Source organism: Paenibacillus radicis (ex Xue et al. 2023), from assembly GCF_024722015.1.
GTDB lineage: Bacteria > Bacillota > Bacilli > Paenibacillales > NBRC-103111 > Paenibacillus_S.
Genome location: NZ_JANQBD010000020.1, coordinates 23,809 through 48,405 on the forward strand (window position 1 = coordinate 23,809; position 24,597 = coordinate 48,405).

The 24,597-nt window shown below is 43.6% G+C and carries 31 protein-coding genes and 1 tRNA gene; all 32 read left to right on the forward strand.

Annotated features, from left to right (window positions below):
- The first annotated feature begins 96 nt into the window (after positions 1–96).
- Complete coding sequence (locus NV381_RS24865; RefSeq protein ID WP_258215997.1) at positions 97–480, forward strand: hypothetical protein; 384 nt, start codon at positions 97–99, stop codon at positions 478–480.
- 245 nt (positions 481–725) lie between these two features.
- On the forward strand, positions 726–1,328 hold the full coding sequence (locus NV381_RS24870) for a genetic competence negative regulator (RefSeq protein ID WP_258215998.1): 603 nt from the start codon (positions 726–728) through the stop codon (positions 1,326–1,328).
- A 261-nt stretch (positions 1,329–1,589) separates the two neighbouring features.
- The gene (locus tag NV381_RS24875) at positions 1,590–2,834 is read left to right on the forward strand and encodes a Glu/Leu/Phe/Val family dehydrogenase (protein WP_419182298.1); all 1,245 of its coding nucleotides are present in this window, start codon (positions 1,590–1,592) and stop codon (positions 2,832–2,834) included.
- Between the two features lie 255 nt (positions 2,835–3,089).
- On the forward strand, positions 3,090–3,782 hold the full coding sequence (gene prsW, locus NV381_RS24880; protein WP_258216000.1) for a glutamic-type intramembrane protease PrsW: 693 nt from the start codon (positions 3,090–3,092) through the stop codon (positions 3,780–3,782).
- A gap of 47 nt (positions 3,783–3,829) precedes the next feature.
- Complete coding sequence (locus NV381_RS24885) at positions 3,830–3,991, forward strand: hypothetical protein (protein WP_258216001.1); 162 nt, start codon at positions 3,830–3,832, stop codon at positions 3,989–3,991.
- Positions 3,992–4,100: 109 nt separating this feature from the next.
- Positions 4,101–5,459, forward strand: coding sequence for a germination protein YpeB (ypeB, locus tag NV381_RS24890; RefSeq protein ID WP_258216002.1), 1,359 nt, complete (start codon positions 4,101–4,103; stop codon positions 5,457–5,459).
- 133 nt (positions 5,460–5,592) lie between these two features.
- Complete coding sequence (locus NV381_RS24895; protein WP_258216003.1) at positions 5,593–6,246, forward strand: flagellar brake protein; 654 nt, start codon at positions 5,593–5,595, stop codon at positions 6,244–6,246.
- A 60-nt stretch (positions 6,247–6,306) separates the two neighbouring features.
- A complete protein-coding gene (locus NV381_RS24900; RefSeq protein WP_258216004.1) occupies positions 6,307–6,519 on the forward strand; it encodes a hypothetical protein in 213 nt (70 codons plus the stop codon).
- Positions 6,520–6,663: 144 nt separating this feature from the next.
- Positions 6,664–7,344, forward strand: coding sequence for a (d)CMP kinase (gene cmk / locus NV381_RS24905; RefSeq protein WP_258216005.1), 681 nt, complete (start codon positions 6,664–6,666; stop codon positions 7,342–7,344).
- A gap of 1 nt (position 7,345) precedes the next feature.
- A complete protein-coding gene (locus NV381_RS24910; protein ID WP_258216006.1) occupies positions 7,346–7,930 on the forward strand; it encodes a lysophospholipid acyltransferase family protein in 585 nt (194 codons plus the stop codon).
- Positions 7,931–8,059: 129 nt separating this feature from the next.
- Positions 8,060–9,304 carry a 30S ribosomal protein S1 gene (gene rpsA / locus NV381_RS24915; protein WP_258216007.1) on the forward strand — a complete coding sequence of 415 codons (1,245 nt, stop codon included), beginning with the start codon at positions 8,060–8,062 and terminating at the stop codon, positions 9,302–9,304.
- A gap of 37 nt (positions 9,305–9,341) precedes the next feature.
- Entirely contained in the window at positions 9,342–10,430 is a 1,089-nt protein-coding gene (fni, locus tag NV381_RS24920; RefSeq protein WP_308862241.1) for a type 2 isopentenyl-diphosphate Delta-isomerase, read from the forward strand.
- 102 nt (positions 10,431–10,532) lie between these two features.
- Entirely contained in the window at positions 10,533–11,168 is a 636-nt protein-coding gene (locus NV381_RS24925) for a hypothetical protein (protein ID WP_258216008.1), read from the forward strand.
- A gap of 37 nt (positions 11,169–11,205) precedes the next feature.
- Positions 11,206–12,120: a YIEGIA family protein gene (locus tag NV381_RS24930; RefSeq protein ID WP_258216009.1), complete on the forward strand. Its 915-nt coding sequence runs from the start codon at positions 11,206–11,208 to the stop codon at positions 12,118–12,120.
- Between the two features lies 1 nt (position 12,121).
- A complete protein-coding gene (locus tag NV381_RS24935) occupies positions 12,122–12,304 on the forward strand; it encodes a capping complex subunit for YIEGIA (RefSeq protein WP_258216010.1) in 183 nt (60 codons plus the stop codon).
- Between the two features lie 174 nt (positions 12,305–12,478).
- Positions 12,479–13,801, forward strand: a complete 1,323-nt coding sequence (gene der, locus NV381_RS24940; RefSeq protein ID WP_258216011.1) for a ribosome biogenesis GTPase Der — start codon at positions 12,479–12,481, stop codon at positions 13,799–13,801.
- 12 nt (positions 13,802–13,813) lie between these two features.
- On the forward strand, positions 13,814–14,416 hold the full coding sequence (gene plsY / locus NV381_RS24945; RefSeq protein WP_258216012.1) for a glycerol-3-phosphate 1-O-acyltransferase PlsY: 603 nt from the start codon (positions 13,814–13,816) through the stop codon (positions 14,414–14,416).
- Between the two features lie 55 nt (positions 14,417–14,471).
- Positions 14,472–15,515 carry an NAD(P)H-dependent glycerol-3-phosphate dehydrogenase gene (locus NV381_RS24950; RefSeq protein WP_258216013.1) on the forward strand — a complete coding sequence of 348 codons (1,044 nt, stop codon included), beginning with the start codon at positions 14,472–14,474 and terminating at the stop codon, positions 15,513–15,515.
- Positions 15,516–15,612: 97 nt separating this feature from the next.
- A complete protein-coding gene (locus NV381_RS24955) occupies positions 15,613–15,891 on the forward strand; it encodes a stage VI sporulation protein F (RefSeq protein ID WP_258216014.1) in 279 nt (92 codons plus the stop codon).
- A gap of 111 nt (positions 15,892–16,002) precedes the next feature.
- The gene (locus tag NV381_RS24960; protein WP_258216015.1) at positions 16,003–16,182 is read left to right on the forward strand and encodes a DUF2768 family protein; all 180 of its coding nucleotides are present in this window, start codon (positions 16,003–16,005) and stop codon (positions 16,180–16,182) included.
- 56 nt (positions 16,183–16,238) lie between these two features.
- Positions 16,239–16,532: a (2Fe-2S)-binding protein gene (locus tag NV381_RS24965; protein ID WP_258216016.1), complete on the forward strand. Its 294-nt coding sequence runs from the start codon at positions 16,239–16,241 to the stop codon at positions 16,530–16,532.
- A 59-nt stretch (positions 16,533–16,591) separates the two neighbouring features.
- A complete protein-coding gene (locus tag NV381_RS24970) occupies positions 16,592–17,218 on the forward strand; it encodes a hypothetical protein (RefSeq protein ID WP_258216017.1) in 627 nt (208 codons plus the stop codon).
- Positions 17,219–17,246: 28 nt separating this feature from the next.
- Entirely contained in the window at positions 17,247–17,591 is a 345-nt protein-coding gene (locus tag NV381_RS24975; RefSeq protein ID WP_258216018.1) for a 2Fe-2S iron-sulfur cluster-binding protein, read from the forward strand.
- 1 nt (position 17,592) lies between these two features.
- Positions 17,593–18,333, forward strand: a complete 741-nt coding sequence (locus tag NV381_RS24980) for a hypothetical protein (RefSeq protein WP_258216019.1) — start codon at positions 17,593–17,595, stop codon at positions 18,331–18,333.
- Positions 18,334–18,598: 265 nt separating this feature from the next.
- Positions 18,599–20,077 (forward strand): stage IV sporulation protein A, encoded by a 1,479-nt coding sequence (gene spoIVA / locus NV381_RS24985; RefSeq protein WP_171655818.1) that lies wholly within the window; start codon positions 18,599–18,601, stop codon positions 20,075–20,077.
- 185 nt (positions 20,078–20,262) lie between these two features.
- Positions 20,263–20,535 carry an HU family DNA-binding protein gene (locus tag NV381_RS24990; protein WP_171655817.1) on the forward strand — a complete coding sequence of 91 codons (273 nt, stop codon included), beginning with the start codon at positions 20,263–20,265 and terminating at the stop codon, positions 20,533–20,535.
- A gap of 189 nt (positions 20,536–20,724) precedes the next feature.
- Positions 20,725–20,801 (forward strand) — tRNA-Pro (locus NV381_RS24995).
- A gap of 93 nt (positions 20,802–20,894) precedes the next feature.
- Positions 20,895–21,818, forward strand: coding sequence for a phosphatase PAP2 family protein (locus NV381_RS25000; RefSeq protein WP_258216020.1), 924 nt, complete (start codon positions 20,895–20,897; stop codon positions 21,816–21,818).
- A 105-nt stretch (positions 21,819–21,923) separates the two neighbouring features.
- Positions 21,924–22,157 carry a trp RNA-binding attenuation protein MtrB gene (gene mtrB / locus NV381_RS25005; RefSeq protein ID WP_258216021.1) on the forward strand — a complete coding sequence of 78 codons (234 nt, stop codon included), beginning with the start codon at positions 21,924–21,926 and terminating at the stop codon, positions 22,155–22,157.
- Between the two features lie 206 nt (positions 22,158–22,363).
- Positions 22,364–22,894 carry a hypothetical protein gene (locus NV381_RS25010; RefSeq protein WP_258216022.1) on the forward strand — a complete coding sequence of 177 codons (531 nt, stop codon included), beginning with the start codon at positions 22,364–22,366 and terminating at the stop codon, positions 22,892–22,894.
- Positions 22,895–22,982: 88 nt separating this feature from the next.
- A complete protein-coding gene (locus tag NV381_RS25015) occupies positions 22,983–23,846 on the forward strand; it encodes a heptaprenyl diphosphate synthase component 1 (protein ID WP_258216023.1) in 864 nt (287 codons plus the stop codon).
- 10 nt (positions 23,847–23,856) lie between these two features.
- Positions 23,857–24,576, forward strand: coding sequence for a demethylmenaquinone methyltransferase (locus NV381_RS25020; RefSeq protein ID WP_258216149.1), 720 nt, complete (start codon positions 23,857–23,859; stop codon positions 24,574–24,576).
- The last annotated feature ends 21 nt before the right edge of the window (positions 24,577–24,597 follow it).

The following is a 24,597-nucleotide window of genomic DNA, read 5'->3' on the forward strand; positions in this document are numbered from 1 at the left end:
TTGCTCCTATTCGTGGTGGTTTCCTAATTTTATCATGCATGCTTCCCTCGTACATAGTAAAAAATAAGTTCGAACCTATACGAATGGAGGGATAACATGAAATTAGGATCATTTTTATTTGGTGGATTAGTTGGGGCAGCCGCAGTCGTATATTTGAACAATAAAAGTAAATCGATGTTATTATCCGCATTCAGCAGCAATAATCAGTCAGTCGGAAATATGATGGATAAAGCAAAGGATAGATTCAACGGGGCATCAGACAGCGCCTCAACCAGCCCTTTCGACAGTAGCAAGCATTCGAGCAATAAGACAGCTTCGTCTTCATCGAATGCTTTTAAGAAGGAAGATGCTTTCTCGACAAACAGCAGTGGGCTTGGTAAAGTAGAGGAAATCATCAAAAAGGATCCAAAGCTCAATGAAACGGTCCAAGATATATTAGCACAAAATAATAACGAAAAAGAAACGTTTCATACGCAATAAAGCTTCTTAATCGTATCCTTGTATAGAGGGCATTCATGAAATAACAGATCTGGTTTTATCCATAAATGCTGGGCATGAGCGGATTTTTCGCTTATGCCCTTTTCTTTTTTTATGAGCACAAGACATTTTTTGTTATGTTGTGATATAATACTCATATAATTGAATACAAGCTGTGAAGCTTACACACCTTTTTAACCTTACTTCATAAGCTGTTATTATAAGTGGCGGCAAGGGAGGAATCCTGTATGAAAATGGAGCGTTTAAGTCAGGACAAGATACGGATTTTTCTCACATTCGACGACTTGACGGAGCGAGGCATTCAAAAGGATGATATGTGGAGGGAGATCCCCAAGGTTCACGAGCTGTTCAGTGATATGATGGATCAAGCTTACACCGAATTGGGATTCGATCCCTCAGGACCTTTGGCTGTCGAAGTATTAGCGCTACCCGCTCAAGGAATGGTTGTTATCGTCACTCGCAGCAAGATGGACTTCCATCATTCAGGCGAATCGTATGATGAGGAAGTCGAAGAAATGTATGAGCTAGAGGTCACATTGGAGCAGTCCGACCAAATCTCCTATGTGTTTCATGATTTTGAAGACCTCTTGCGCATGGCCAAGGTGTTACAGCCGATGGTAACCGATGGTGGGATCTTATTCTCCTATAAGAACAAGTGGTTTTTGCAGCTGGATGCCGTTGATATGGAAGAGAACGGTTACCAGGCTGTCATAGCAGTTCTGTCGGAGTATGGAGATGCAGCTTCCGTAACTCGGGCGGTTCTTGAGGAATACGGAAAAACAGTTATTGCTGCTGATGCTGTTAATGTACTCTGTACACACTTCAAATAATTGCCCAAAGCATTCTCAAAAACAGTATTGTTTTTGCGGAGTGCTTTTTTGCGGTTTGTATGGGCTGTGCATGTGCTATCTGTTCCTTTAGAGCAGCTCCTATAGCTGCGGGTTTTGAATTGTGTCTGGCTTGATGAATCAGCGCGGCGTGAAAGTGTAAGAATACAAACAATGCAGAACTAAAGAAAATGAAATGTGCATAGTAAGGTTACCTGAAAACACTCTTCATATAAATAGTTAACGAAGCAAAGGATGGTTCTGATGACTGAAAACTTAAACGTGCTTCAAGCTACGCAATTAATAATCGAAGATGCACTGACCAGGCTTGGTTATTCTTCAGCGATGGTAGAGCTGCTGAAAGAGCCGATGAGGATTATGACAGTACGAATCCCTATTCGAATGGACGATGATTCTATTAGGATATTTACGGGCTACCGTGCTCAGCATAACGATGCTGTCGGACCAACCAAGGGCGGTGTTCGTTTTCATCCGGAAGTGACGGAGGACGAAGTAAAGGCGCTTTCGATATGGATGAGTTTAAAATGCGGTATTGTTGATTTGCCTTATGGGGGCGGAAAAGGCGGCATCATATGCGATCCGCGGAAGATGTCTTTTCGTGAGCTTGAACGATTGAGTCGTGGATACGTTAGAGCTATTAGTCAAATAGTTGGACCTACCAAGGATATCCCGGCGCCGGATGTTATGACGAATTCTCAAATAATGGCTTGGATGATGGATGAATACAGCCGTATTCGAGAGTTCGACGCTTCCAATTTTATAACAGGCAAGCCATTGGTTCTAGGCGGCTCTCATGGACGTGAGACGGCCACAGCCAAAGGGGTTACTATAATGATCGATCAGGCATTGAAGAAAAAGGGAATCCCTCTTCATGATGCCCGAGTTGTTATTCAAGGCTTTGGGAATGCGGGCAGCTTTCTGGCCAAGTTTATGTATGAGGCCGGGGCTAAGGTCATTGGTATTTCAGATGCTTATGGAGCCCTTTATAATAAGGATGGTCTTGATATTGAGTATTTATTGGACCGGCGTGATTCCTTCGGTACGGTTACAAACCTGTTTAAAGAAACGATTACTAACAAAGAATTGTTGGAGTTGGAATGTGATATTCTTGTTCCGGCGGCGATTGAGAATCAGATTACTTTGGAAAACGCTGAACGAATTCAAGCATCTATTATAGTTGAAGCGGCCAACGGTCCAACTACATTTGAAGCTACCCAAATTTTGACGGACCGGGGGATTCTAATAGTACCAGATGTCTTGGCAAGCGCTGGCGGTGTGGTCGTTTCGTATTTCGAATGGGTTCAAAATAACCAAGGGTATTACTGGACAGAAGCTGAAGTGCATTCCAGATTGCAAGAAATGATGGAAAAAGGCTTTGAAAATGTCTATAATGTTCATATCACAAGAAAAATTAATATGCGTCTGGCCGCTTATATGGTCGGTGTACGGAAAATGGCCGAAGCTTCCCGTTACCGCGGCTGGGTTTGATTTTTTATTTATAATAGTATTGGCAGGTTTTATTTGGGTTCTTATTTTCCTGACGAAGAAAATAATGGAGGTCAAAGTAACTGCCTTAGAGTTTACGTGCAGCCTTTGAAATCGGGTTATTATCGCATCAGTACTGTTAATTCAAAATAACCCGATTTCAACAGCGGCCGAAGGCAGTTACTTTTGATCCGGTATTATGGCTATTTGTCAGAAATTTGCTTTCCCATATAAAACCCAAGGAACGGAGGGGACACGTTGAGCGTCTTGTCAGTCTTGACGGCGGCCATTGCGCCGGGTGTCGCTCTGCTGGCTTATTTTTACTTGAAGGATAGGTATGATACTGAACCTATACATCTGGTTATGAAATTATTTTTGTTCGGTGTACTGCTCGTTTTTCCTGTCATGGTACTGCAGCGGGCTTTTGCTCATGGCTTAGGCGATGATCCGCTTGTATTTTCATTTATCATTTCGGCAGGGTTAGAGGAATTTTTGAAATGGTTTATAGTTTATATTGTAATTTACCAGCATGCTTCTTTCGATGAGCCCTATGACGGGATTGTTTATGCTGTAGCCGTTTCTCTTGGTTTTGCAACTTTGGAGAATGTGTTTTATGCCTTTCTTAACTCGGCGAGTATTTCCTCACTGTTGTCTAGAGCGTTACTTCCCGTTTCCGGTCATGCGATGTTCGGGGTCATCATGGGTTATTACTTAGGGAAATCTAAGTTTACACCCGATCGCAAAACAAGGTACTTGGCATATTCCATTTTATTCCCTATTTTTTGGCATGGATTATACGATTACATTTTGCTGACTACGAAATCGTATTGGGTATGGTTTATGATCCCGTTGATGGTATTTTTGTGGGCACGCAGCTTAAAGAAGGTCAATCGGGCCAATTCCAAGTCGCCACTACGAGTTATTCAATCAGAGGATCAGGTTAAAATATAACCGGTTTGTCTATACTGCATATTAATATAACAAACCGGAGGGAATGCATGACGGTAAATGATCGTGTCAAAGTGACTATTCGCTGTAAAAAATGCGGTGAACGCTTTGTGCTTAAAGGGAGAAGAGACAAAGGCAAAATCGATACAGGATTTAAGCAATGTATCTGCAGTAATGATTCTGATTTTGATATTGATACGAATGGAATGTGAGAAGCCTGCGGGGCTTCTTTTTTTGTTTGTTAAAGATTATGTGTATAAGACTTCTTCCTTCAGCGAAAGCTAAACCCAAGTTTGGCTGATGAAGGGAGCTTTCACGAATATGTATAAAAGATTAAGTATTGTAATGTTTCCCATTTTGTTTATAGCATTGGTTGGTGCAGGTTTGTGGGGTTATTTAGAGCATCAGGAGAAAAATGCGATTTTGATCAAAGCGGAAAATCAATACCAAAGAGCCTTCCACGATTTATCGTACCATGTTGAAAGTCTTCACAATGAATTAGGGAATACATTGGCAGTCAATACGATGTCCCAAGATTCGTATAAAAAAGGATTAATCAACGTCTGGAGGATCACCAGTCAAGCGCAAAGCGAAATTAATCAGCTGCCTTTGACTCTGCTACCTTTTAATAAGACCGAGGAGTTTCTGGCCAATATGGCTAATTTCTCATACCGGGCCGCTGTACGCGATTTAACAAAGCAGCCGCTGACCGAAGAAGAGATGAAGACGTTAAACGCGCTGTATACCCATGCAACGGAAATTTCTACGGATCTTCGAAGCATGCAGACCAAAGTGCTTGATAATAACTTGCGCTGGATGGATGTTGAAACGGCATTGGCTACACAGAAGGAGCCTCTGGATAACGCAATCATAGACGGCTTTCAAACGGTGGATAAGAAAGTCGGCGATTATTCGGACGTCAAGTGGAGTCCTTCCATGTTAAATGTTTTTCAAAAGCATGACATGAATATGCTATCAGGGAATAATGTGACTGCAGAGGAGATAAAACAAAAGGCAGCCCAATTTCTTGGGGTTCAAGATACAAGTTCTTTTCAAGTAGTTGAAAACGGTCCTGGAACGGAATATCATTCCTTCAGCGTTTCGGCACCTAAAGAAAATTCAGCTGATGGGATTCATATGGATTACAGCACAAAAGGCGGCCAGCTGTTATGGTTTGCTTTCACAAGGGATGTGAAGGAGAGGAAGCTGGACATTCGCCGTGCCAGAGATATTGCAGCAGAATTTCTGGATTCGCATGGCTACGGCAATATGACAGCAGTCAGCTATGACGAGTATACCAATATAGCTAATGTTACTTTTGCAAGCCGTGATAATGACATTATCAACTTTCTGGACAAGCTGTCTGTTAAGGTAGCGCTGGACAATGGTGAAGTGACAGGGCTTCAAGCAACCGATTATGTATTCGATCATAAGGAGCGTCAGTTGAAGGCCCCTAAATTAACGGTTGAGGAAGCACGTAAAGTATTGAATCCGAACTTTAAAACAGAACATGAGGCGCTGGCCTTAATTCGCAATGATACACAAGAGGAAGTGTTGTGTCATCAATTTATGGGTAAGATCAACGGTGGAATATACCGGATCTATATTAATGCGGAAAATGGCGTTGAAGAAAAAATAGAGCGGCTTCGACAAAATGATGAAAAAGTAAGTAATGCGTAAAATACGAATCAGGAGAAGGAGACTTTTACAGAGTCTCCTTTTTTTTGCTTCCCATCTGTTCTCGTCATGCTATAATAAATGGTAGAGTCTAGTACTATGGTACTGGTTATAACAACGATGGGAGGTGCAAATTTTGCTTCCAAAGGTAAATCAAATTTTACATATACAAATAAACTCGATTGATGAGGAAGAAGCAAAACAAGAGTTGAAATCGAGAATTTCTGATATTAGTAACAGTTATATCAGCATGGAAGTTCCACTTAACGAAAAAACAGGCCGCTTAAAGAGGCTTTATGTCGGCGATGAACTGTCGGCCTATTTCATTACCGATGGCGGTGTTAAAAACTATTTTACGTCCTCGGTATTAGGATTTTCCGATGATGTAATCCGCATGGTACATATTAGAAAGCCGGAGCCCGATGCCATTACGAAGGTTCAGCGTCGCAGCTTTCTACGAGTGCCAGCAGAGCTTGAAATGGCTGTTAAATTTTCGGAGCAGCTGCAATTTATAGCCGTTACGGATGACGTTGGCGGTGGTGGAATATCTTTTATTTGTGATGGATACATCCCCCTTGCCAGTCAACAAATAGTGAGCTGCTGGCTATTGGCCCATTATAGAAATGGTCAGATCGAGCATATCCCTTTTAATGGTGAATTGGTTCGAGTTAAGCAGTTGGAAAGCGGGAAGCAGCAGGTTATGATGCGGTTTGCTGAAATATCCGACAGAGATCGACAAAAGATTATTCGGTACTGTTTTGAAAGACAGCTCGATTTCCGTAAACGGTAATGCATATTTTACTGCTTTATGGACAAACTACCTCCAAAAGTAGTTTATGGAGCGGTGACTGTGGATAATAATGATGATCCCAATCAGCCCAACAGGTATGAAGACATATTTTTAATGTTTTCGGCTTTAGTGGAAAAATGGCTTGTACGAGCAACAATCGGATTATTGACGTTATTATTGATTTTTCAGCTGCTGCTGCTGTCTCCAAGTATCCGTTATTACTTGGTGAAGGTGGAACAATTGGAAGGGGTCTCTTTCGTTCGTTCGGAATGAAAGAAACTTCTACCACATGGATTAAGAGGGAGGCAACTTTGCAATCCCTCTTTCACCTATGGTATAATTTTCTTCGATCACAGGCAGGGCCTGTAAAATAAAGCTTTATCGTATTTTCTTTTTTATTGCTGGGAGGCCCGCGTTTTGGATAAGTTCAACATTGCTATAGACGGTCCGGCGGGAGCGGGGAAGAGTACTATTGCCCGGCTTGTTGCCAATACTTTAGGATTTGTTTACGTAGATACGGGGGCCATGTATAGAGCAGTCACATGGAATGTACTACGTTTGGGATTGAGTCCGGATCATACAGCGGAGGTTATTGCCGCTACAGAACGGATGGAGATTCGTCTTGCTCCGGGTGAGAATGGACAACAGGTATTTGTGAATGGACAAGATGTGACACTGGATATCCGTTCTGCTGAAGTAACGAATAATGTGTCGCAAATTGCTGCAATTGCTGAAGTTCGTCGCAATTTAACTGTCAAACAAAAACAGTTGGCGGCTAACAAAGGAGTAGTTATGGATGGCAGAGATATTGGCAGCCATGTACTTCCGAACGCAGAGCTGAAGGTGTTTCTAACGGCTAGTGTAAGGGTAAGAGCCGAACGGAGGTACAAAGAGATTCAGGATGATCGTACCGATGTAACCTTGGAACAGCTTGAAGCAGAAATAGCGGCAAGGGACAGAATGGATGAATCCAGAGAAACAGCTCCACTCGTTCAAGCACCGGATGCCGTTCTGTTAGATACTACTAGTATGCCGATTCCCCAAGTGGTTGAACGTATATTGGAGCTTTGCAGGACTGAAGTCGGCGGAGGGAAGTAGTATGCTTTATTCAACGCTTCGCGCCCTTTTTCATTTTATATTCCGGCTTGTTTTTCGTTTGAAAGTTGTAGGTTTGGAGAATGTTCCACACGGAAAGCCCGTCATTTTATGCGCTAATCATACGAGTAACATGGACCCTCCATTATTAGGGAGTCCGTTAGTAGGAAGACGTGTACATTATATGGCAAAAGCCGAGCTATTCGATGTTCCGGTATTGGGCTGGGTTCTCCCAAGAATAAGTGCGTTTCCCGTCAAGCGCGGCGGAGTCAGTAAAGAGTCGATTCGCTTGTCGCTGCAATTGCTTAGTGAAAACAAGATTCTTGGGATTTTTCCTGAGGGGTCTAGAAGCAATGCAGGGGGAATGGGCAAGAAGGGTGCTGCCAGTTTAGCCTTGAAGTCGGGAGCTACAGTTGTACCGGCAGCTATTGTTGGTGGATACAAACCGTTTAAACAATTAACATTGGTATACGGCAAACCCGTTGATATTAGTGAATTTGCCGATCAAGGGTCAGAAGGACTCGAACAGGCAACTGACAAAATTTTGTCGGTTATCCGTACTATGGTAAAGCAATACGAATCGAAATGATAGAATGTGGAATACTTAGAAAAACAATTAACCGCGTATCTTTACTGCGTCGGTAAATTATATAAGATAGCAGCAATTGTAACTAATTACTTATTGGTTGAGGTTGCTAATCAAGGAGGGAATTGAACCATGTCAGAAGAAACAAATGTAGAACAAAACGTACAAGCAGAAGAAGCGCAACAAGAAGTATCCCAAGAGGAATCTATGGCTAATGTAGCAGTTCTGAAGAAGGGCGATACGGTTAAAGGTACAATTATTAAAGTTGACGATGATCAAGCATTCGTTGACATCGGTTATAAGTATGATGGAGTTATTCCAGTTCGCGAGCTTTCATCCGTAACCGTAGGTAGTGCCGGTGAAAGTGTTCAGGTTGGTCAGGAAGTGGAATTAAAAGTGCTTTCCATCAATGATAGCAAGGAGAAGCTGGAGCTCTCCAAACGTGTAGTTGACAGTGAAAAAGCATGGGAACAGCTGGCAAGCGAAATGGAAAACAAGACGATTCTTGAGGCTGTTGTAGCTGAGGTTGTCAAAGGCGGTCTTGTGGTTGACGTAGGTCTGAGAGGATTCGTGCCAGCATCGATGGTGGAGCGTTCTTTTGTTGAAGATTTCAGCGATTACAAAGGACGTACGCTTAGATTGCGTGTGAAAGAAATGGATCGCGAGAAGAACAAAGTCATCTTGTCCCAAAAGGATGTATTGGATGAAGAGTTCGAAGCGAAAAAGAAAGAGGTTTTCGCACAGCTATCCGTTGGTCAAGAGTTAGACGGAACTGTTCAACGTTTGACACAATTCGGCGCTTTCGTTGATATCGGCGGAGTAGACGGTCTGGTGCATATCTCCGAAATGGCGTGGCATCATGTTGAAACCCCTGCAGAGGTTGTTAAAGAAGGCGATCAAGTGAGAGTTCAAATCTTGAAGCTGGATCCTGCTAATGAGCGTATCAGCTTGAGTATCAAAGCTACCCAACCAGGCCCATGGCAGCAAGTAACCAGCAGCTTCAATGTTGGTGATATTGTAACGGGTACTGTAAAACGTCTAGCACAATTCGGTGCTTTTGTCGAAGTAGCTCCGGGCGTTGAAGGATTGGTTCACATTTCTCAGATCGCACACCGCCATATCGGAACTCCTTCGGAAGTATTGAAGGAAGGTCAAGAGGTTCAGGCTAAAATTCTTGATGTGAATGCTGGAGAGAAAAGAATCAGCTTAAGTATCAAAGAAACCGAAGAAGCACCGGCTACTCCGGAGCGTGCTCCTAAATCAGACAGACCGGCAAGAGCACCTAAAGAAACGGTTATTGCTGAAGAATATCAAAATCAAGGACTTAACTTAACATTAGGCGAGCGTTTTGGCGATAAATTGAGTAAATTCAAATAAGTTGAAATAATATCATAGGTTTTTAGGAGGAGTCAGGGTGCGTATTCCAAGAAAAATGGAGCATGTGCATCATGCTCTCCAGCTTGGACAAAGCGGTGAACAAGGTTTCGCTGATATCAAATTGATACCTAATTGTCTCCCTGAAACCTCAACTGAGCTTATTTCATTACAAACAATAATCGGCGAACTCACTCTGAGCTCGCCGATTATTGTTAATGCCATGACAGGCGGAGCGCAGGAGACAGAAGAGATCAACAAGGAACTGGCTGTTGCGGCGAGGGAAACCGGGCTGGCAATGGCGGTTGGTTCCCAGATGGCCGCTATTAAAAATCCGGAGGTTGCATCCAGCTACCGAATAGTCCGGAAGATGAATCCACGAGGAATCATCTTTGGTAACTTGGGGAGCGAAGCCACATTGGAGCAAGCGGAACAAGCCGTTGAAATGGTACAGGCTGATGCTATTCAGATTCATTTGAACATCATGCAGGAGCTGATAATGCCTGAGGGTGACCGCAATTTTATGGGGATGCTGGAGCGAATCTCATTAATTACCAAAAGCATAGGAGTTCCTGTAATCGTCAAAGAAGTAGGCTTTGGAATGGCGCAGGAAAGCGCTGCGGCAATAATACAGGCGGGCGTTAAGATTATTGATGTAGGAGGCTCTGGCGGCACTAATTTTGCAGCTATCGAGAACGCGCGGCGTTCTTTGCCTATGGATTGGTTAAACGACTGGGGTTGTAAAACGGCAGTTTCCCTACTGGAAGTAATGAATGCATCCAAAGCACTTAATAGTGAATCACAATCTGACATTTCGGTAATAGGGTCCGGAGGAATTCGCAGTACTATTGATATATGCAAAGCCTTAACACTTGGGGCATCCGCAGTTGGAATTGCAGGAGCCTTTCTCCGAACGTTGCGATCTGAAGGTACTTCAGCATTAATCAATCAAATTACTGATTTTCATCAAGAATTAAAGCTGATTATGACAGCGCTGGGAGCACCGGCCATTCAGAATTTATGGAATGCTCCTGTTGTAATATCAGGTGAAACTGCACAGTGGTGCGATGTTAGGGGAATTAATGTCCGGCAATATGCCACTCGAACGGGATTGATAAAAATTACATAATAAAGCCATACTAAGAACTGGTACAGCTTAGACAATGTTTACAAGGTCGCTGCTTGTAAATTTATGTTGATGCTGACGAAGTAAAGCTCTTAGGTGGTGCAGATGAATCCGGGATATTTGTCATTATTATTTCTGGTCGTATCGTTGATTTTATTTGCTAGTGGCTGGATGGATTATTTTATGAGAGGTATAACTTCAAAGGTGATACTTCTTTTTTTTGTCTCGTGGTTAGTGACTATGGAGATTGTAATTACATTGCCGCATGTACGTATTGGATTGTGGACAATCGTTCTGGCGGTTCTAATTGTAGCTGTATTGTGGCGTTCCCACGGGCTCATGTATAAGCTGCATGTACTATCTGTAGGTATATTACTGGGATCGGTTTCTTTCTTTTTGCAGGAAACGATTCATCTGTTCCCTTCCATGGTACTAGGCAGCGTAGAACTCTCTATGGCACTGCTTATTGGATTTCTGATCAGCTCGCTGATCAAAGTGCCAGCCGTTCAGCTGGCAGCAGTTTCGTTAGGCTTATTGTTGGGAGAAGCTTATTTCCGTTTCCTTCATAAAGGACAAATCGAATTTCAATTGGGAACTACGATGCTGCAGGACCGCTGGTGGCTTACGGTATACGTCATGCGGGGGATGTCTTTGCTTCTGGCCGGCATGCTTCTAATGAGTAAAAAAAGCGTAAATTGGATTGTTGCCGGTGTTAGAAAAATGGTCCGTTACCGTGATTAAAAGCTCGATGGAATAGAAATGAGAGGCAGGCGCTATTATGCTAAACTGGATTGTGGAGCAAAAATATACGGTCGGTATTGTGCTTGGTGTTGTGTTCGGGCTTGCTGCCAGACTAAGCATGCTGAGAACGGATTATCGTCAATACCCGACGTATCCCCATGGCAGAATCATTCACATTTCACTTGGCGTCATAGCTGCCGGTCTCGGTTCGGTTGCAGTCCCGTCCTTGCTGGACAAAAACTATACGGCTGTTACCTTTCTATCCCTTGCCGCTCAACAATTTCGGGATGTAAGGAACATGGAACGGCAGACGCTTTCCAAAATCGACAGCATGGAGCTAGTGCCTCGAGGAGCGACATATATAGAAGGTATAGCTATGGTGTTTGAAGGACGTAATTATTTGGTTATTTTCACCTCGTTTATAGCAGCCTTGTTCAGTATCGTTTTCTCGTGGTATTGGGGAATTGCAGCGGGAATTTGCGCTATTCTGATTACTAACCACTTCAAGTCAGGGAAAAGCATTAGCCATATTGCGGATGTGCATACTGCCGAGGTTAGGCTGGATGGGCCTAACTTGTTTGTTGATGATATCTACATAATGAATGTTGGCTTGGAGGATACAAGAAGCATTATCCGTAAGAGGGGAATAGGCTTGATTCTTGTACCCAAAAACAAAAATTGCCGCGTCACACTCGCCAATGTCGGGCAGCGTCAAGCAATACTGCATGATCTTTCGACAATATTAGGCATTTATCGCGATGAAGGGGAGCCTTCGCTTTTGCCGCTAGCCAAGCTGGATATGGCAGATGGTCGTTTAGCTGTTTTTTTATTGCCCCAGGAACGTAATGTTGAGAAGGCAAGGCGAATATTGATGCAATCGCCGGTATTGGAAAGCGCTGTAAGAATGCCAACTGAAGCCAATTTACATCCGGAGGGAAAGGAAGGGCTGTGAAATGGGGAAAATTGTCGCTGTAGTAACAGCGGATATAAACCAGGTAGCTGGAGGAGCGCCAATATTTATTGTGAGCAATTCGGATGAACAGCAGAAGGTTTCGTTTAAATTAGAAAAAATATTAGATGCTTCTGCACATGATTTACAAAATGGCACCATGATATTAGTTGATCATAAAATCTAGGTGTTTGTACTCCATCATGCTAATCAGCTAGTCTGTAAAGGCAGAAAAGCCCGTTATCCTTTCGTATTTTGGTAAGGATCCAGCGTTGATTTACTTGTTGGCAAGTGCTATGATGTAGATTGTGAAATTTTTCATGTTGCGAATTTGCTGGATCCAAGAAAGGAATGAAGTCTGATGGCAAGACCCGTTGTAGCTATAGTCGGTCGACCTAATGTGGGGAAATCAACGATTTTCAACCGCATTATCGGAGACAGGCTTGCAATTGTAGAAGATATGCCGGGGGTAACCCGGGACAGGTTGTACGGAATAGGTGAATGGTTAGAACATCAATTTAGTGTGATAGATACCGGAGGCATTGAGATCGATGGAGACGATGCAATGCTCAAGTCCATACGTGTGCAGGCCGAGTTAGCTATTGAAGAAGCGGATGTTATTATCTTTATGGTCGACGGTAAGGGTGGCATTACCTCTTCGGATTCAGAAGTGGCCGAGCTGTTGTTCCGCTCCAAGAAGCCAATCGTGCTGGCTGTTAATAAAATTGATAATATCAAGCGGCAGGATGATATTTATGAATTTTATAGCTTAGGCTTTGGTACTCCGTTTGGCATTTCAGGTTCTCATGGCACAGGAATAGGCGATTTGTTGGATGAAGTCGTTCAGCATTTTCCTGAAACCTCGGATGATGAATATGGCGAAGATGTAACCCGCATAGCTCTAATTGGACGGCCTAATGTAGGAAAATCTTCATTGGTGAACACCATTCTGGGGGAAGATCGAGTCATCGTTAGTGATGTTGCCGGAACAACTCGTGATGCAATCGACACGCCTTTTGAGAAGGACGGCCAGAAGTTTGTAGTTATCGATACGGCAGGGATGCGCAAACGCGGTAAAGTGTATGAAAATACGGAGAAATACAGCGTCATGCGTGCAATGAAAGCTATTGAACGAGCTGATGTAGTCCTCGTGCTGATCAATGGTGAAGAGGGCATTATTGAGCAGGATAAGCATATTGCAGGTTATGCTCATGAAGCTGGTAAAGCTGCCATTTTTGTTGTAAACAAGTGGGATGTTGTTGATAAAGATGAAAAAACGATGCAGGTGTTCACGCAGAAAATTCGTGATCATTTTCTGTTCATGAGCTATGCACCGATTCTTTTTTTATCGGCAAAAACGAAACAGAGGGTTCATAAATTACTCCCTGTAGTGAACCAAGTAGCGGAGCAGCACGCTCTTCGGATTCAGACTCACGTATTGAATGATGTTATTTCTGACGCAGTTGCTATCAATCCGCCTCCAACAGACAAAGGCAGACGCTTAAGAATCAATTATGCTACCCAGGTTGCTGTCAAGCCGCCTACGATAGTCTTGTTTGTTAACGATCCAGAGCTTATGCACTTCTCTTATGAGCGTTATTTGGAGAACAAAGTGCGTGCAGCATTTGGTTTTGTAGGAACCCCGCTTAGGATCTTTACACGTAAAAAATCGGATGATGAATAGGAGAGATGGCAAGTGTGGTTTGTCATATCCATTCTGGTCGGGTATTTGTTGGGCTCGATTAGCTTTAGTTTTTTAGCCGGTAAGCTGTTGAAAGGAATTGATATCCGAAATCATGGCAGCGGGAATGCGGGTGCTACCAATACACTACGGGTTCTAGGGGTAGGGCCCGGTGTAACGGTCTTATTGCTTGATGCTATTAAAGGTGTAATTGCTGTTTTGCTTGGATATTGGCTTGGCGACGGCAGTGCGCTGCTCCTGGTGCTTTGCGGTGTAGCGGCTATTGCAGGACATAATTGGCCTATATATTTTGGATTCCGCGGCGGAAAAGGGATAGCAACAACGATAGGCGTCATGCTGACCTTAGCTCCACTTCCTGCTTTGTATGCCGGTATCGTTTGTATTTTGGCAATTGCAGCTACACGTTATGTTTCTCTCGGATCATTATTGTTTACAGCAATTTTACCTATTCTTGTATGGTTTATGCATTATCCGATTGAAATTTTTTACTTCAGCTTATTAGTTTTCGCATTCGCCTGGATTCGTCACCGATCTAATATCGTCAGACTATTGAAGGGTCAGGAAAATAAACTGGGCTCCTCCAAAAAAACGGCCTGACTGCTGTATTTTACTAACACATAAAGTGTAACCGTTACAAAAGGAGATGGCGTTCATGTCTGACAAAGTATCTGTTCTTGTTGCAGGAAGTTGGGGGACGGCCATTGCTTCGGTTTTGGCGGAGAACCAATTGGATGTTATGCTGTGGTCTCGTAATCAGCAGCAGGTAACTGAAATAAATAACGAACACCGAAATCATCGTTTCCTGGGGGACGTTGAACTATCGCCTGGAATCCGAGCCACTACCTCAATGGAAGAAGCGCTGCACGAAGCACGTGCAGTGTTTGTTGTGGCTCCTTCCGCTTCTATGCGCGAGGTTGCTTCGCAGATGCGTCCTTTTCTTCGGCAGGAAACGATTCTAGTTCATGCTACAAAAGGTTTTGAGGCGATGAGCTTGCGAAGAATGAGCACTGTATTGGCAGAAGAGCTGCCTCATTACGATCCTTCCACTATCGTTGTACTGTCAGGCCCGAGCCATGCAGAGGAAGTAATTAAACAATGCCCTACAACCGTAGTTGTTGCATCAGAAAATATTGAGGCTGCTGAAGCTGCTCAGGATCTATTGATTAATTCCTACTTTCGAGTGTATACGAATCCTGATGTAGTAGGCGTTGAGGTTGGCGGTGCATTGAAAAATATTATTGCGCTTGGAGCAGGCCTCACGGATGGACTTGGGTACGGGGATAACGCGAAGGCAGCGCTTCTAACCCGGGGGCTAGCAGAGATATCTCGTCTAGGTACTGCGATGGGAGGCAATCCTTTGACGTTCGCAGGTTTAGCTGGCATAGGCGACCTCGTAGTTACTTGTACAAGCAAGCATAGCCGTAACTGGCGTGCCGGATATACATTGGCTCAGGGTGAGCCCCTTGATAGTGTGCTTCAGCAGATGGGAATGGTCGTTGAAGGTGTTAAAACTACTCAGGCTGCGTACAGGCTATCACGTGAGCATGGGATTACAATGCCTATAGCAGATGAACTTTATGCCGTCCTGTTTGAAGGAAAGTCACCGAAAGCAGCAGCCCAGGATTTAATGGGCCGCGGACGCACTCATGAAATTGAAGAAGTAGCCAAGCCCGTACAAACAAAATGGTTTGGTTAGACAACCGCCTACACGATTGATCATTCCTGTACATAAACTATCCTTAGATTCATGTTCCACTCCAGTGGAAGCTATGAGGTTAAGGAGGGACAGGACAATGAGCAACAAGAATGTATCCAAAGATGTGCTTAATGTAGTTAAGAAGAAAACCGGCAAGAATGTCAGTGAGAAGGATATATATAAGCTGGCAAGCGGTGTGAAGCCCTCTACTACTCAAAGCGATGCTCAGTTAAAGCAATTGATTAAGCAGGTTTCGAGCTTGGTTAATGTGCCGGTTTCGGAAGCAACTATGAACGAGCTGATCTCTGCAATTAAATCCAGTAAAATGAACGCAAACAATATGGAGCAGCTGATGAAAATGATCTCAAAAAAATAGACAGTTTTGTGGCATGAGCTCCCTGAGAGGGCGCTTGTGCTTTTTTTGTGTTATAATCAGGGTTGTTTAAATTCGCGTGAATAGCAAAAAATATAGAATAGGAGCAATAAAATGAGTTCAATGGATAAAATGTGGGCATCCTTTATAGCCATTGCTTTGATGGTGGGTGCATCGTTTCTGATTTCCTTCGCGCGTAGTAAAACAACTGGAGTTTTGCGATTTATTCTTTCTACTATTGCCTTTCTTTTGTTTGTACCGATTTTACTTTATATGATCGTGTCTATTTTGTAACCTTATAATTTATAACGATTAGTAATTGATAAATAGACAGAGGAGTTCAATTGCTTATGATAATGCTTAAAGGAAAAAAAATACATAAAGAAGTGCCCGCCGAGATCAAGCTTACCTTATTGGATTTGGCGCTGAAGCATGAGGTCGATTGGGGATTCTCTTGCGCTCGTGGAACATGTGCGCGATGCCGTTGTCTCGTAACCGAAGGAAAAGAGTATTTGAATGAGCCGACTGACGAAGAATGGGACCGTTTAGAGCCTGAAGAACTTGAAGAAGGATTTAGGCTTAGCTGCCAGGCGGCTATCAAGCAGGATGGTTCGGTTACGGTGATTCACAAGCCCTATTTCTAATAAAGGCATTCGTGAGTCCGTCCTGAACACCGTTCAGGGTTTAAGAGGGGGGCAGCGCTTTGGAATCATTAATAAATAAGCTGAGTGAGGCTCTCAGACAGGTGCATCTAAGTCTTCGAAGTGTGAGAGAACCGTGGCTCGTTGGAGGCAGCTGTGGGCTGCTTCTTCAAGGTGTGCCGCTTCATGCAGCCCCTCGTGATCTTGATTTATACACCGATAAACCGGGTGCGGCAGTAATACATCGTGTGTTGTTACCGTATTCTGTAGACCAACAAATAGAGGATCAGTCTGGAATTTATAAATCAATATTAAGTCACTATGATATAAATGGCATCAACGTTGAATTGGTTGGCGGGTTCGAGGTTACTGCTCTCGATAGTTTATATAAAGTGGAGGCGGCATATTTAGCTGATACTCATTTACTGGAAATGAACACTATCCAAGAGGCAGATCTGGATGATGAAGTCTCAACTTCTCCTCTGAAGGTGATGCCGCTAGAGCACGAGTTGCTGTTCAACTTGCTGAGAAACCGTCCAGATCGCTACGAAGCTATTGCAACAGTAATACGCAGTCGCAATGTGGGGTTGACTCTGACAATGCGCCAATTGATTGAACGGAATTCACTGAGCGAAGCCGTGGTTGCGCAGCTGATGCAATTGCTTCATGTGAATAAAGAGCTGGATTAAGTACTGGCATAAAGGAGTTTACAGGCCGATGGGTATACACTTAACTTTTTTACCGGACGGCAAAACCATAGAGGTACGGCCGGGAACAACGGTATTGGATGCTTCACGAAAAGCGAGGGTGCAGATTAGAACACGCTGCGGCGGCAAGGCAGCCTGTCTTATGTGTAAAGTAATTGTTAAGGACTCAGATGCTTCCGGATTGGGCCCAATCAATCAAAATGAACGATTGAAGCTGGGTGGGCTGCAGGATCAGGGATACCGTTTGGCTTGCCAAGCCAAAGTAACAGGAAATGTTACAGTAACGATTCCTGAGGATCCGTTAAAGGCAGCTATCCGTAAGCAGTTGGAAATGATGCAGCAGGAGGATGAATAGAGTGAAACGAATCAATAAAGCAGCCTCTGCTGTTATATTACTGCTGCTGTGCTGCTCCTTTCTGACAGGCTGCATGTATCCTAAAGAGATGCGCAAAGAGAATCAAGCGGCAACAGGAGAGTTTGTTGTAGTTGTGCAGAATGCAGTGGACCAATTTCATGCGAAAACGGGTGTACTTCCTATTAAAAACAGTACGGAATCTACTCCGATCTTTGAGAAATATCCAATTGATTTTAAGAAGCTTAAAGAACGAGCGTTTATAAGCAATGTGCCGGTTAACGCTTTTGAGAACGGAGGAACGGCAATCTATGTGCTGGTTGATCCCGAAACTAAGCCTGCCGTCAAAATGATGGATCTCGTTTCTTATCAGCAAGCCGTAGAAGCACAGAAGCTTGTGGATGAATTTAAGTCCAAAAACGCCGGAGCTTTGCCAAAGGGCGAAGTGGTAGCTCCTTCTTTTACCCGAATCGATTTTGAAAAGATGAATAAAAAGCCGATACAAGTGCAAAGCATGTATACACGACAGGTTATTTTGCCATTCATTATGAATGAATCCGGAGAAGTGGCTATTGATTATTCGGAAGAGTTGATGAGATTGATTGATAAGAAATCACTTCAGAATAGTTTGGATGCCAAACAGGATTTGAGAGAGTTATTGGTGAAAGAATCGTTCTACATTCCGGCGCGTTCGTTCGCCTACCGTTGGAAGAATGGACAGCCAACACCAGATAATAAAGAGTAATTTGAACACCAATACAGGCCTCTGTAAACCTTCTAGAAGGGGAAACAGAGGTTTTTTTAATTATTCCGTCATATACTTGGTCCCTTATTCATATATTCACTTAGGGATCATGCGGCGGCTTGGCTAAAGTCGTTATGGGCAAGGAGTGATTAAAATAAAAAGTGACAATAATTCATCATAATTCTTCTGCTAGTACATATATTTTTACTAGTCCGAAAGCATAGGTACGAGTTTCGTCTTAAACAACCTGTAGGAGGGATTCTCATTGGAAAAAGTGGATATCTTTAAGGACATTGCAGAGCGTACAGGCGGGGATATTTACCTGGGGGTCGTTGGAGCGGTCCGTACGGGAAAATCAACGTTCATCAAACGCTTTATGGAATCAATCGTACTACCTAACATTCAGAACGATGCTGATCGTATCCGGGCTACGGACGAATTGCCGCAAAGCGCGGCAGGCCGTACCATCATGACTACTGAGCCGAAATTCGTACCCAATACTGCGGTGCAGCTGCATGTGGCTGAAGGACTGAATGTTAATGTTCGCTTGGTTGATTGTGTAGGCTACGTTGTGGAAGGCGCCAAAGGCTACGAAGACGAGCATGGTCCCCGCATGATTAATACACCTTGGTTTGATGAAGCTATTCCATTCCAAGAAGCGGCTGAGATAGGTACGCGCAAAGTCATTCAGGAGCATGCAACCTTAGGCGTAGTAATTACAACTGACGGTACTATTGCAGAAATTCCGCGGTCTTCCTATGCGGACGCGGAAGCACGTATAATCAATGAGCTGAAGGAAGTCGGCAAGCCGTTTATAGTCATTGTCAACTCAACGAAGCCTAATGGTGAAATTGCTCAGGAACTGCGCAACGAGCTGCAGGCGACGCATGATATTCCCGTTGTTGCAATGAGTGTAGCGAATATGAATGAAGATGATATGACCTCTGTACTGCGTGAGGTGCTTTACGAGTTCCCGGTTCATGAAGTGAACGTAAATCTGCCAAGCTGGGTCATGGTGCTAGAAGACAGCCACTGGCTGCGCTCGCACTTCGAAAATTCAGTCCGTGAAACGGTGCAGGATATTCGCAGACTGCGTGATGTAGATCGGGTTGTAAGCCACTTTGAAGAATACGAATTTATTGATAAGGCCGCTCTGGCGGGTATGAATATGGGGCAGGGTGTTGCGGAAATTGACCTGTACGCCCCAGATGAGCTCTATGATCGAATTCTGATGGAAGTGGTCGGAGTGGAGATCCGTGGCAAGGATCACCTCTTACAGCTGATGCAGGAGTTCAGTCATGCCAAACGTGAATACGATCATTTTGCAGAAGCGCTTGAGATGGTTAAAACGACTGGCTACGGCATTGCGCCTCCTACGCTGGAGGAAATGGCTTTGGATGAGCCGGAATTGATCAGACAGGGTTCCAGGTTCGGTGTGAGATTGAAAGCCACTGCACCTTCTATCCATATGATTCGTGTTGACGTTGAATCCGAGTTTTCTCCTATCATCGGAACAGAGAAGCAAAGCGAGGAGCTTGTCCGTTATTTAATGCAGGATTTTGAAGACAATCCATTGAAAATATGGGAGTCCGATATATTCGGCCGATCGCTCCATTCAATCGTTCGTGAGGGGATCCAGGGCAAACTTGCGATGATGCCGGACAATGCCCGCTACAAACTTCAAGAAACACTTGGCCGGATTATCAATGAAGGCTCGGGTGGATTAATAGCTATCATATTGTGAGTTTGGTCACAAAAACTAGTGAAAATGCACTCCTTTGGGTGCATTTTTTTCGTTTTTACTTGAAAAAGCTACTAGGGTGTATTAATATAGTCTTGTTTGTTTGATTTCCTTGTTCTGTATGTATATTTTTAAACAATTCAGTTAACAAAGGGTAATATGAAATATAGTGGGGGGAGGTGAATGGCATGAATAAATCTGAATTGATTAACAAAGTTGCAGAAACCTCTGAGCTTTCCAAGAAGGATGCAACCAAAGCAGTGGAAGCTGTGTTTGAAGCTATCTCTGAAGCTTTACAGGGTGGCGACAAGGTGCAATTGGTAGGATTCGGAAACTTTGAAGTTCGTGAACGTTCCGCTCGTAAAGGACGTAACCCGCAAACTGGCGAAGAGATCGATATTCCATCCAGCAAAATCCCGGCTTTTAAACCAGGTAAAGCACTTAAAGACGGTATCCAGTAAGAACCATGCTTTCCTACATATCATAGCTGGAACTTAAGAGTAGACCGTAACACCTGAATCGATTTCGATTCAGGTGTTTTTATGTTTACCCCCAATTTAGATGAATGAGCAATGAGAACGTTTTATTAATGTAAAGATCATCTTTACAATTAAAAAGACCGCAATTATAATAAGCAATGTAAAAGAATTCGGGGTATGGCGCAGCCTGGTAGCGCGCACCCTTGGGGTGGGTGAGGTCGCACGTTCAAATCGTGTTACTCCGACCATGAGAAAGACATCGTCGATCCGGTGTCTTTTTCTTTTGAAAGCAGAGATAGAGGCTTTTTTCAGCGGTGACATTGCTAGAGGAGGATACTTGGGTGGGGGACAGAACAAAAGCATACCTGACGTCGTTGGATTGGACGATGTATGGTATTATAGCTTCTATTTATTTGATTTGGCGTATTGGTACTGCCGGGAATTGGAGCTCTGCTTGTTGGGTGTTATTATTATTGTGTTTGCTTGGTGTCAGAAAAGATCAGATTGATGTTGAATGGAAACGTTTTTTTATTTTCGGTATACCGATGCTGTACGTGTTTTACTATTTTTACGGGACCGGCAATGGCTTCTGGTGGAAAATCGCCAATTGGATGTTTGAAAATAACCGCCACCCTTGGAATTGGGATGCCTGGATGAACAGTATTCCGTTTAACGACGGCGCCTGGGCCAGAACGTTCAATAGCCCTTCCCTTGACCATGCGATGGTATGGATCTATAATTATGGTTTCGTCCTTTCATTATGGATTTGCATTGTGCGCAGCTTTTGGACAAGAAGTATGAAGAAGATGCTTTCCTACGCCTTATCGGGGCATTTAATGCAATTCCCGCTTATCCTGCCTTTTTATAATTTAATTCTTCTGCGTGAAGTGTGGTGGGTTAAACATCAGCCTGATTTATTGGGGCGCGTTTTCGCTACAGAGAATGAACTGCTTGTTAGTGCAATGAATTGCTTTCCAAGCATGCATACTTCGATATCGTTTGCCATGCTGTTATTGGCGTTGAGAGAGAAAGACCGTATTTTTAAATATATGATGGTCGCTTACTGCTCTTCGATTATTTTCTCTACGATGTATTTGCAAATTCATTGGGTGCTGGATGTGTTTGCAGGAATGGCATTTGCTTACGGTACCGTTAAATTGGCGGATTTAGTTATCCACCTTGCGTCCAAGTTTCTTCCAAGCAGCTTCAAAGGCTTTTACGGCAAAAAGGGTAAAGCTTACTCTAAAGAGTCCATGGTCGCTTAATCCGCGGCCATTTTTTGTCCATTTGAGCATCGAACAGTTGACATTAGTCCTATTTTTTGTGCATCATACAAGTAGTATGTTTTGACAGGAAGGAAGTAGAAAACAATGGATGCCAATTCAAGCCCGACTCAAGGTGATTATTTTGTAATAAAAGCAAAGGAAAATGGTGTGCAGGTTATCGGACTGACCCGAGGCCAGGATACGAGGTTCCATCATACAGAAAAGCTGGACAAAGGCGAAGTTATGATTGCTCAATTTACTGCACACACATCAGCTGTGAAGATTAGAGGAAAAGCTCTGGTTATGACAAAGTACGGTGTTATGGATACAGAGGAATAATTTTTCAGCTTCTGCAGGCATAGCCTGCTTTTTTTAGTTGTACAATGATAAGAGTAGGGATCTCGGTCAAGCAATTTATACTTTGCTAAGGTCTCGGTTAAGCGAAATTGAGTTTCATGCTTGTGTAGCAGATTGATGCACAAAACTCAGCAGATGCTTACGAAGTCAGTTTCGCTAAAGCGGAACTCTTAGGAGGAGTTTACCCGATGAAATGGTTGCCCCGACTTCTTATCACAACTTTATTGTCTGTAGGCGTAGTAGTAGGGCTGTCGTTATTGCCTCAATTGGAAAATGGTTCGAATTCCGCTATGTTTCGTTCGGTCAAGGCACAGCCGGTATCTGAGGCCAATATAGTGGATGTCATGAGTAAAATGCAGCTGCATCTTCGCATCCGAAAGGTTGAAGTTACCCATGCGATTGTTTCCGTCGATCTGATTTCTTCACCATCCTCGGAGAAAAGTGAAATTGTTCAAGATATGTATGAAATTCCACGTACATTGTTTAGCAGATCGACGAATATTAATCAAGTATTGGTGCGTGTATTAGACAGTTCCAAAAGCAGCACAAGCAGCGGAGCGGCGCTGCTGCTTGCAACTGATGCCAGAAGAGAAAAGTGGCTGCCTAATGAAAACGTGATTCCGTCCCGTAGCATCGAGGAGATGGAACAGTACCTCCAATCCCACTTTCGGGTTACCTATACCACGAGGTGGAGAGAGCGTTTTGAGATAAAAAGTTAAGCCGGATATTATGCGTGTCTGGCTGTACTATGCTATAATAGTTGAGATTATGTTTAAATGATTCTTTGTACTCGTTCGGAGGCTAATTATGAATTATTATCGTATCCCAGAAATGGCGAGAAAATATATAGAATACGATATGATCCAAACACATACTGAATTACCGCAGTTTCCTGAATTTCGTACAAAGCTTTTATATGTTTTTTTAAGCAAACATAGCACAATGTCGAGCTATAGCGAGCTGTTCAGTCTCGTTACAGCACTGGTCCAGGTTGGTTTGGACACACACGATATGGTTAGCGTAACGAATCAGGTCAAGGAAATGAAAGCAGCAAGGTCGAGGCAGCTCAAAATACTGGCGGGCGATTATTTCAGCAGCCGGTTTTATTATTTGCTCTCACACGCCGGACATATAGATTTGATTCGGGTCATTTCGCATGCAATTTGCGAAGCGAACCGTATGAAGATTAATATGTACCAATTGATGAAGCAATTGAAGCTGACCGCAGATGACTATGTCAAGCGAACGGTGGAAATTCGCACGCAGCTGTACCTCGCTTTTGCCGGGTATATGGAAGAATCGGTAAACGGCGCATGGCCGGAAATATTGAGGTTGTTTACCCAATGCGAGGTTTTGCTGCAGGAAATTTCCAGCTCGGAAACAGCACAGCATTTTCGCGAGAGCTGGGGGTATTGGTATGTTATGCAGCAGGCAAACAAAGATGAGCGGAAGTATTTATTGTCCGAAGAGCCGGACCCTTCCAAAATTCGCTCCATTTGGCTCAAATATAAAATAACCTGGCAGCTGTATCAACTGCTTGATGCATCTATGCGACAGCTGCAGGATAAACTGCATTCTTTGGATTCCAAAGAGCTTAGCAAGGAATTATTGTCGATCGGAGAGCCTTTTATTCGATACCTGTCGACGCCTAAAGTGCTGGAAGAAATTTGAGGTGAATACTGTGGAATCCAAGTCAAAAGAAGAATTCGTTCACTCCGTATTTGAAAGCATAGCGCCCAAGTATGACATCATGAATGATATTCTTAGCTTTCGCAGGCATAAAGCCTGGAGAGAATTTACAATGAAAAAGATGAATGTAAAACCGGGAAGCAAGGCTATTGACCTCTGCTGTGGCACCTGCGACTGGACAGTCAGCTTGGCGGAAGAAAGCCGTACTGGAGATATTGTCGGTCTGGACTTCAGCCAGAACATGCTGGATTACGGAGGCAAGAAGGTCCGCGAGAAGGGGCTGGATAAGCAGATTAAGCTGGTTCGCGGCAATGCGATGGAGCTGCCCTATGAAGATAATACATTCGATTACGCTACGATTGGTTTTGCGTTAAGGAATGTACCCGATTTGGTTAAAGTAATTGAAGAAATGCAAAGGGTTGTCAAGCCTGGAGGGATGATTGTTTCTCTGGAATTGTCCAAGCCTACCTGGCAGCCGTTCAAGGGTCTTTATTATTTTTATTTTCAAAATATTTTACCGCTGCTCGGTAAACTGATAGCCAAACGCTACGAGCAGTACAAGTGGTTGCCTGAATCATTGATTCACTTTCCTGATCATAAGAAATTAGCCGATATTTTCAGAAAAACAGGGCTGACCCATGTACAAGCTTATCCGCTAACCGGAGGCATCGCAGCACTTCATATCGGCATCAAGAAGCAGGAAGTGGAATAAGGAACAGGAGTGGAATCAACA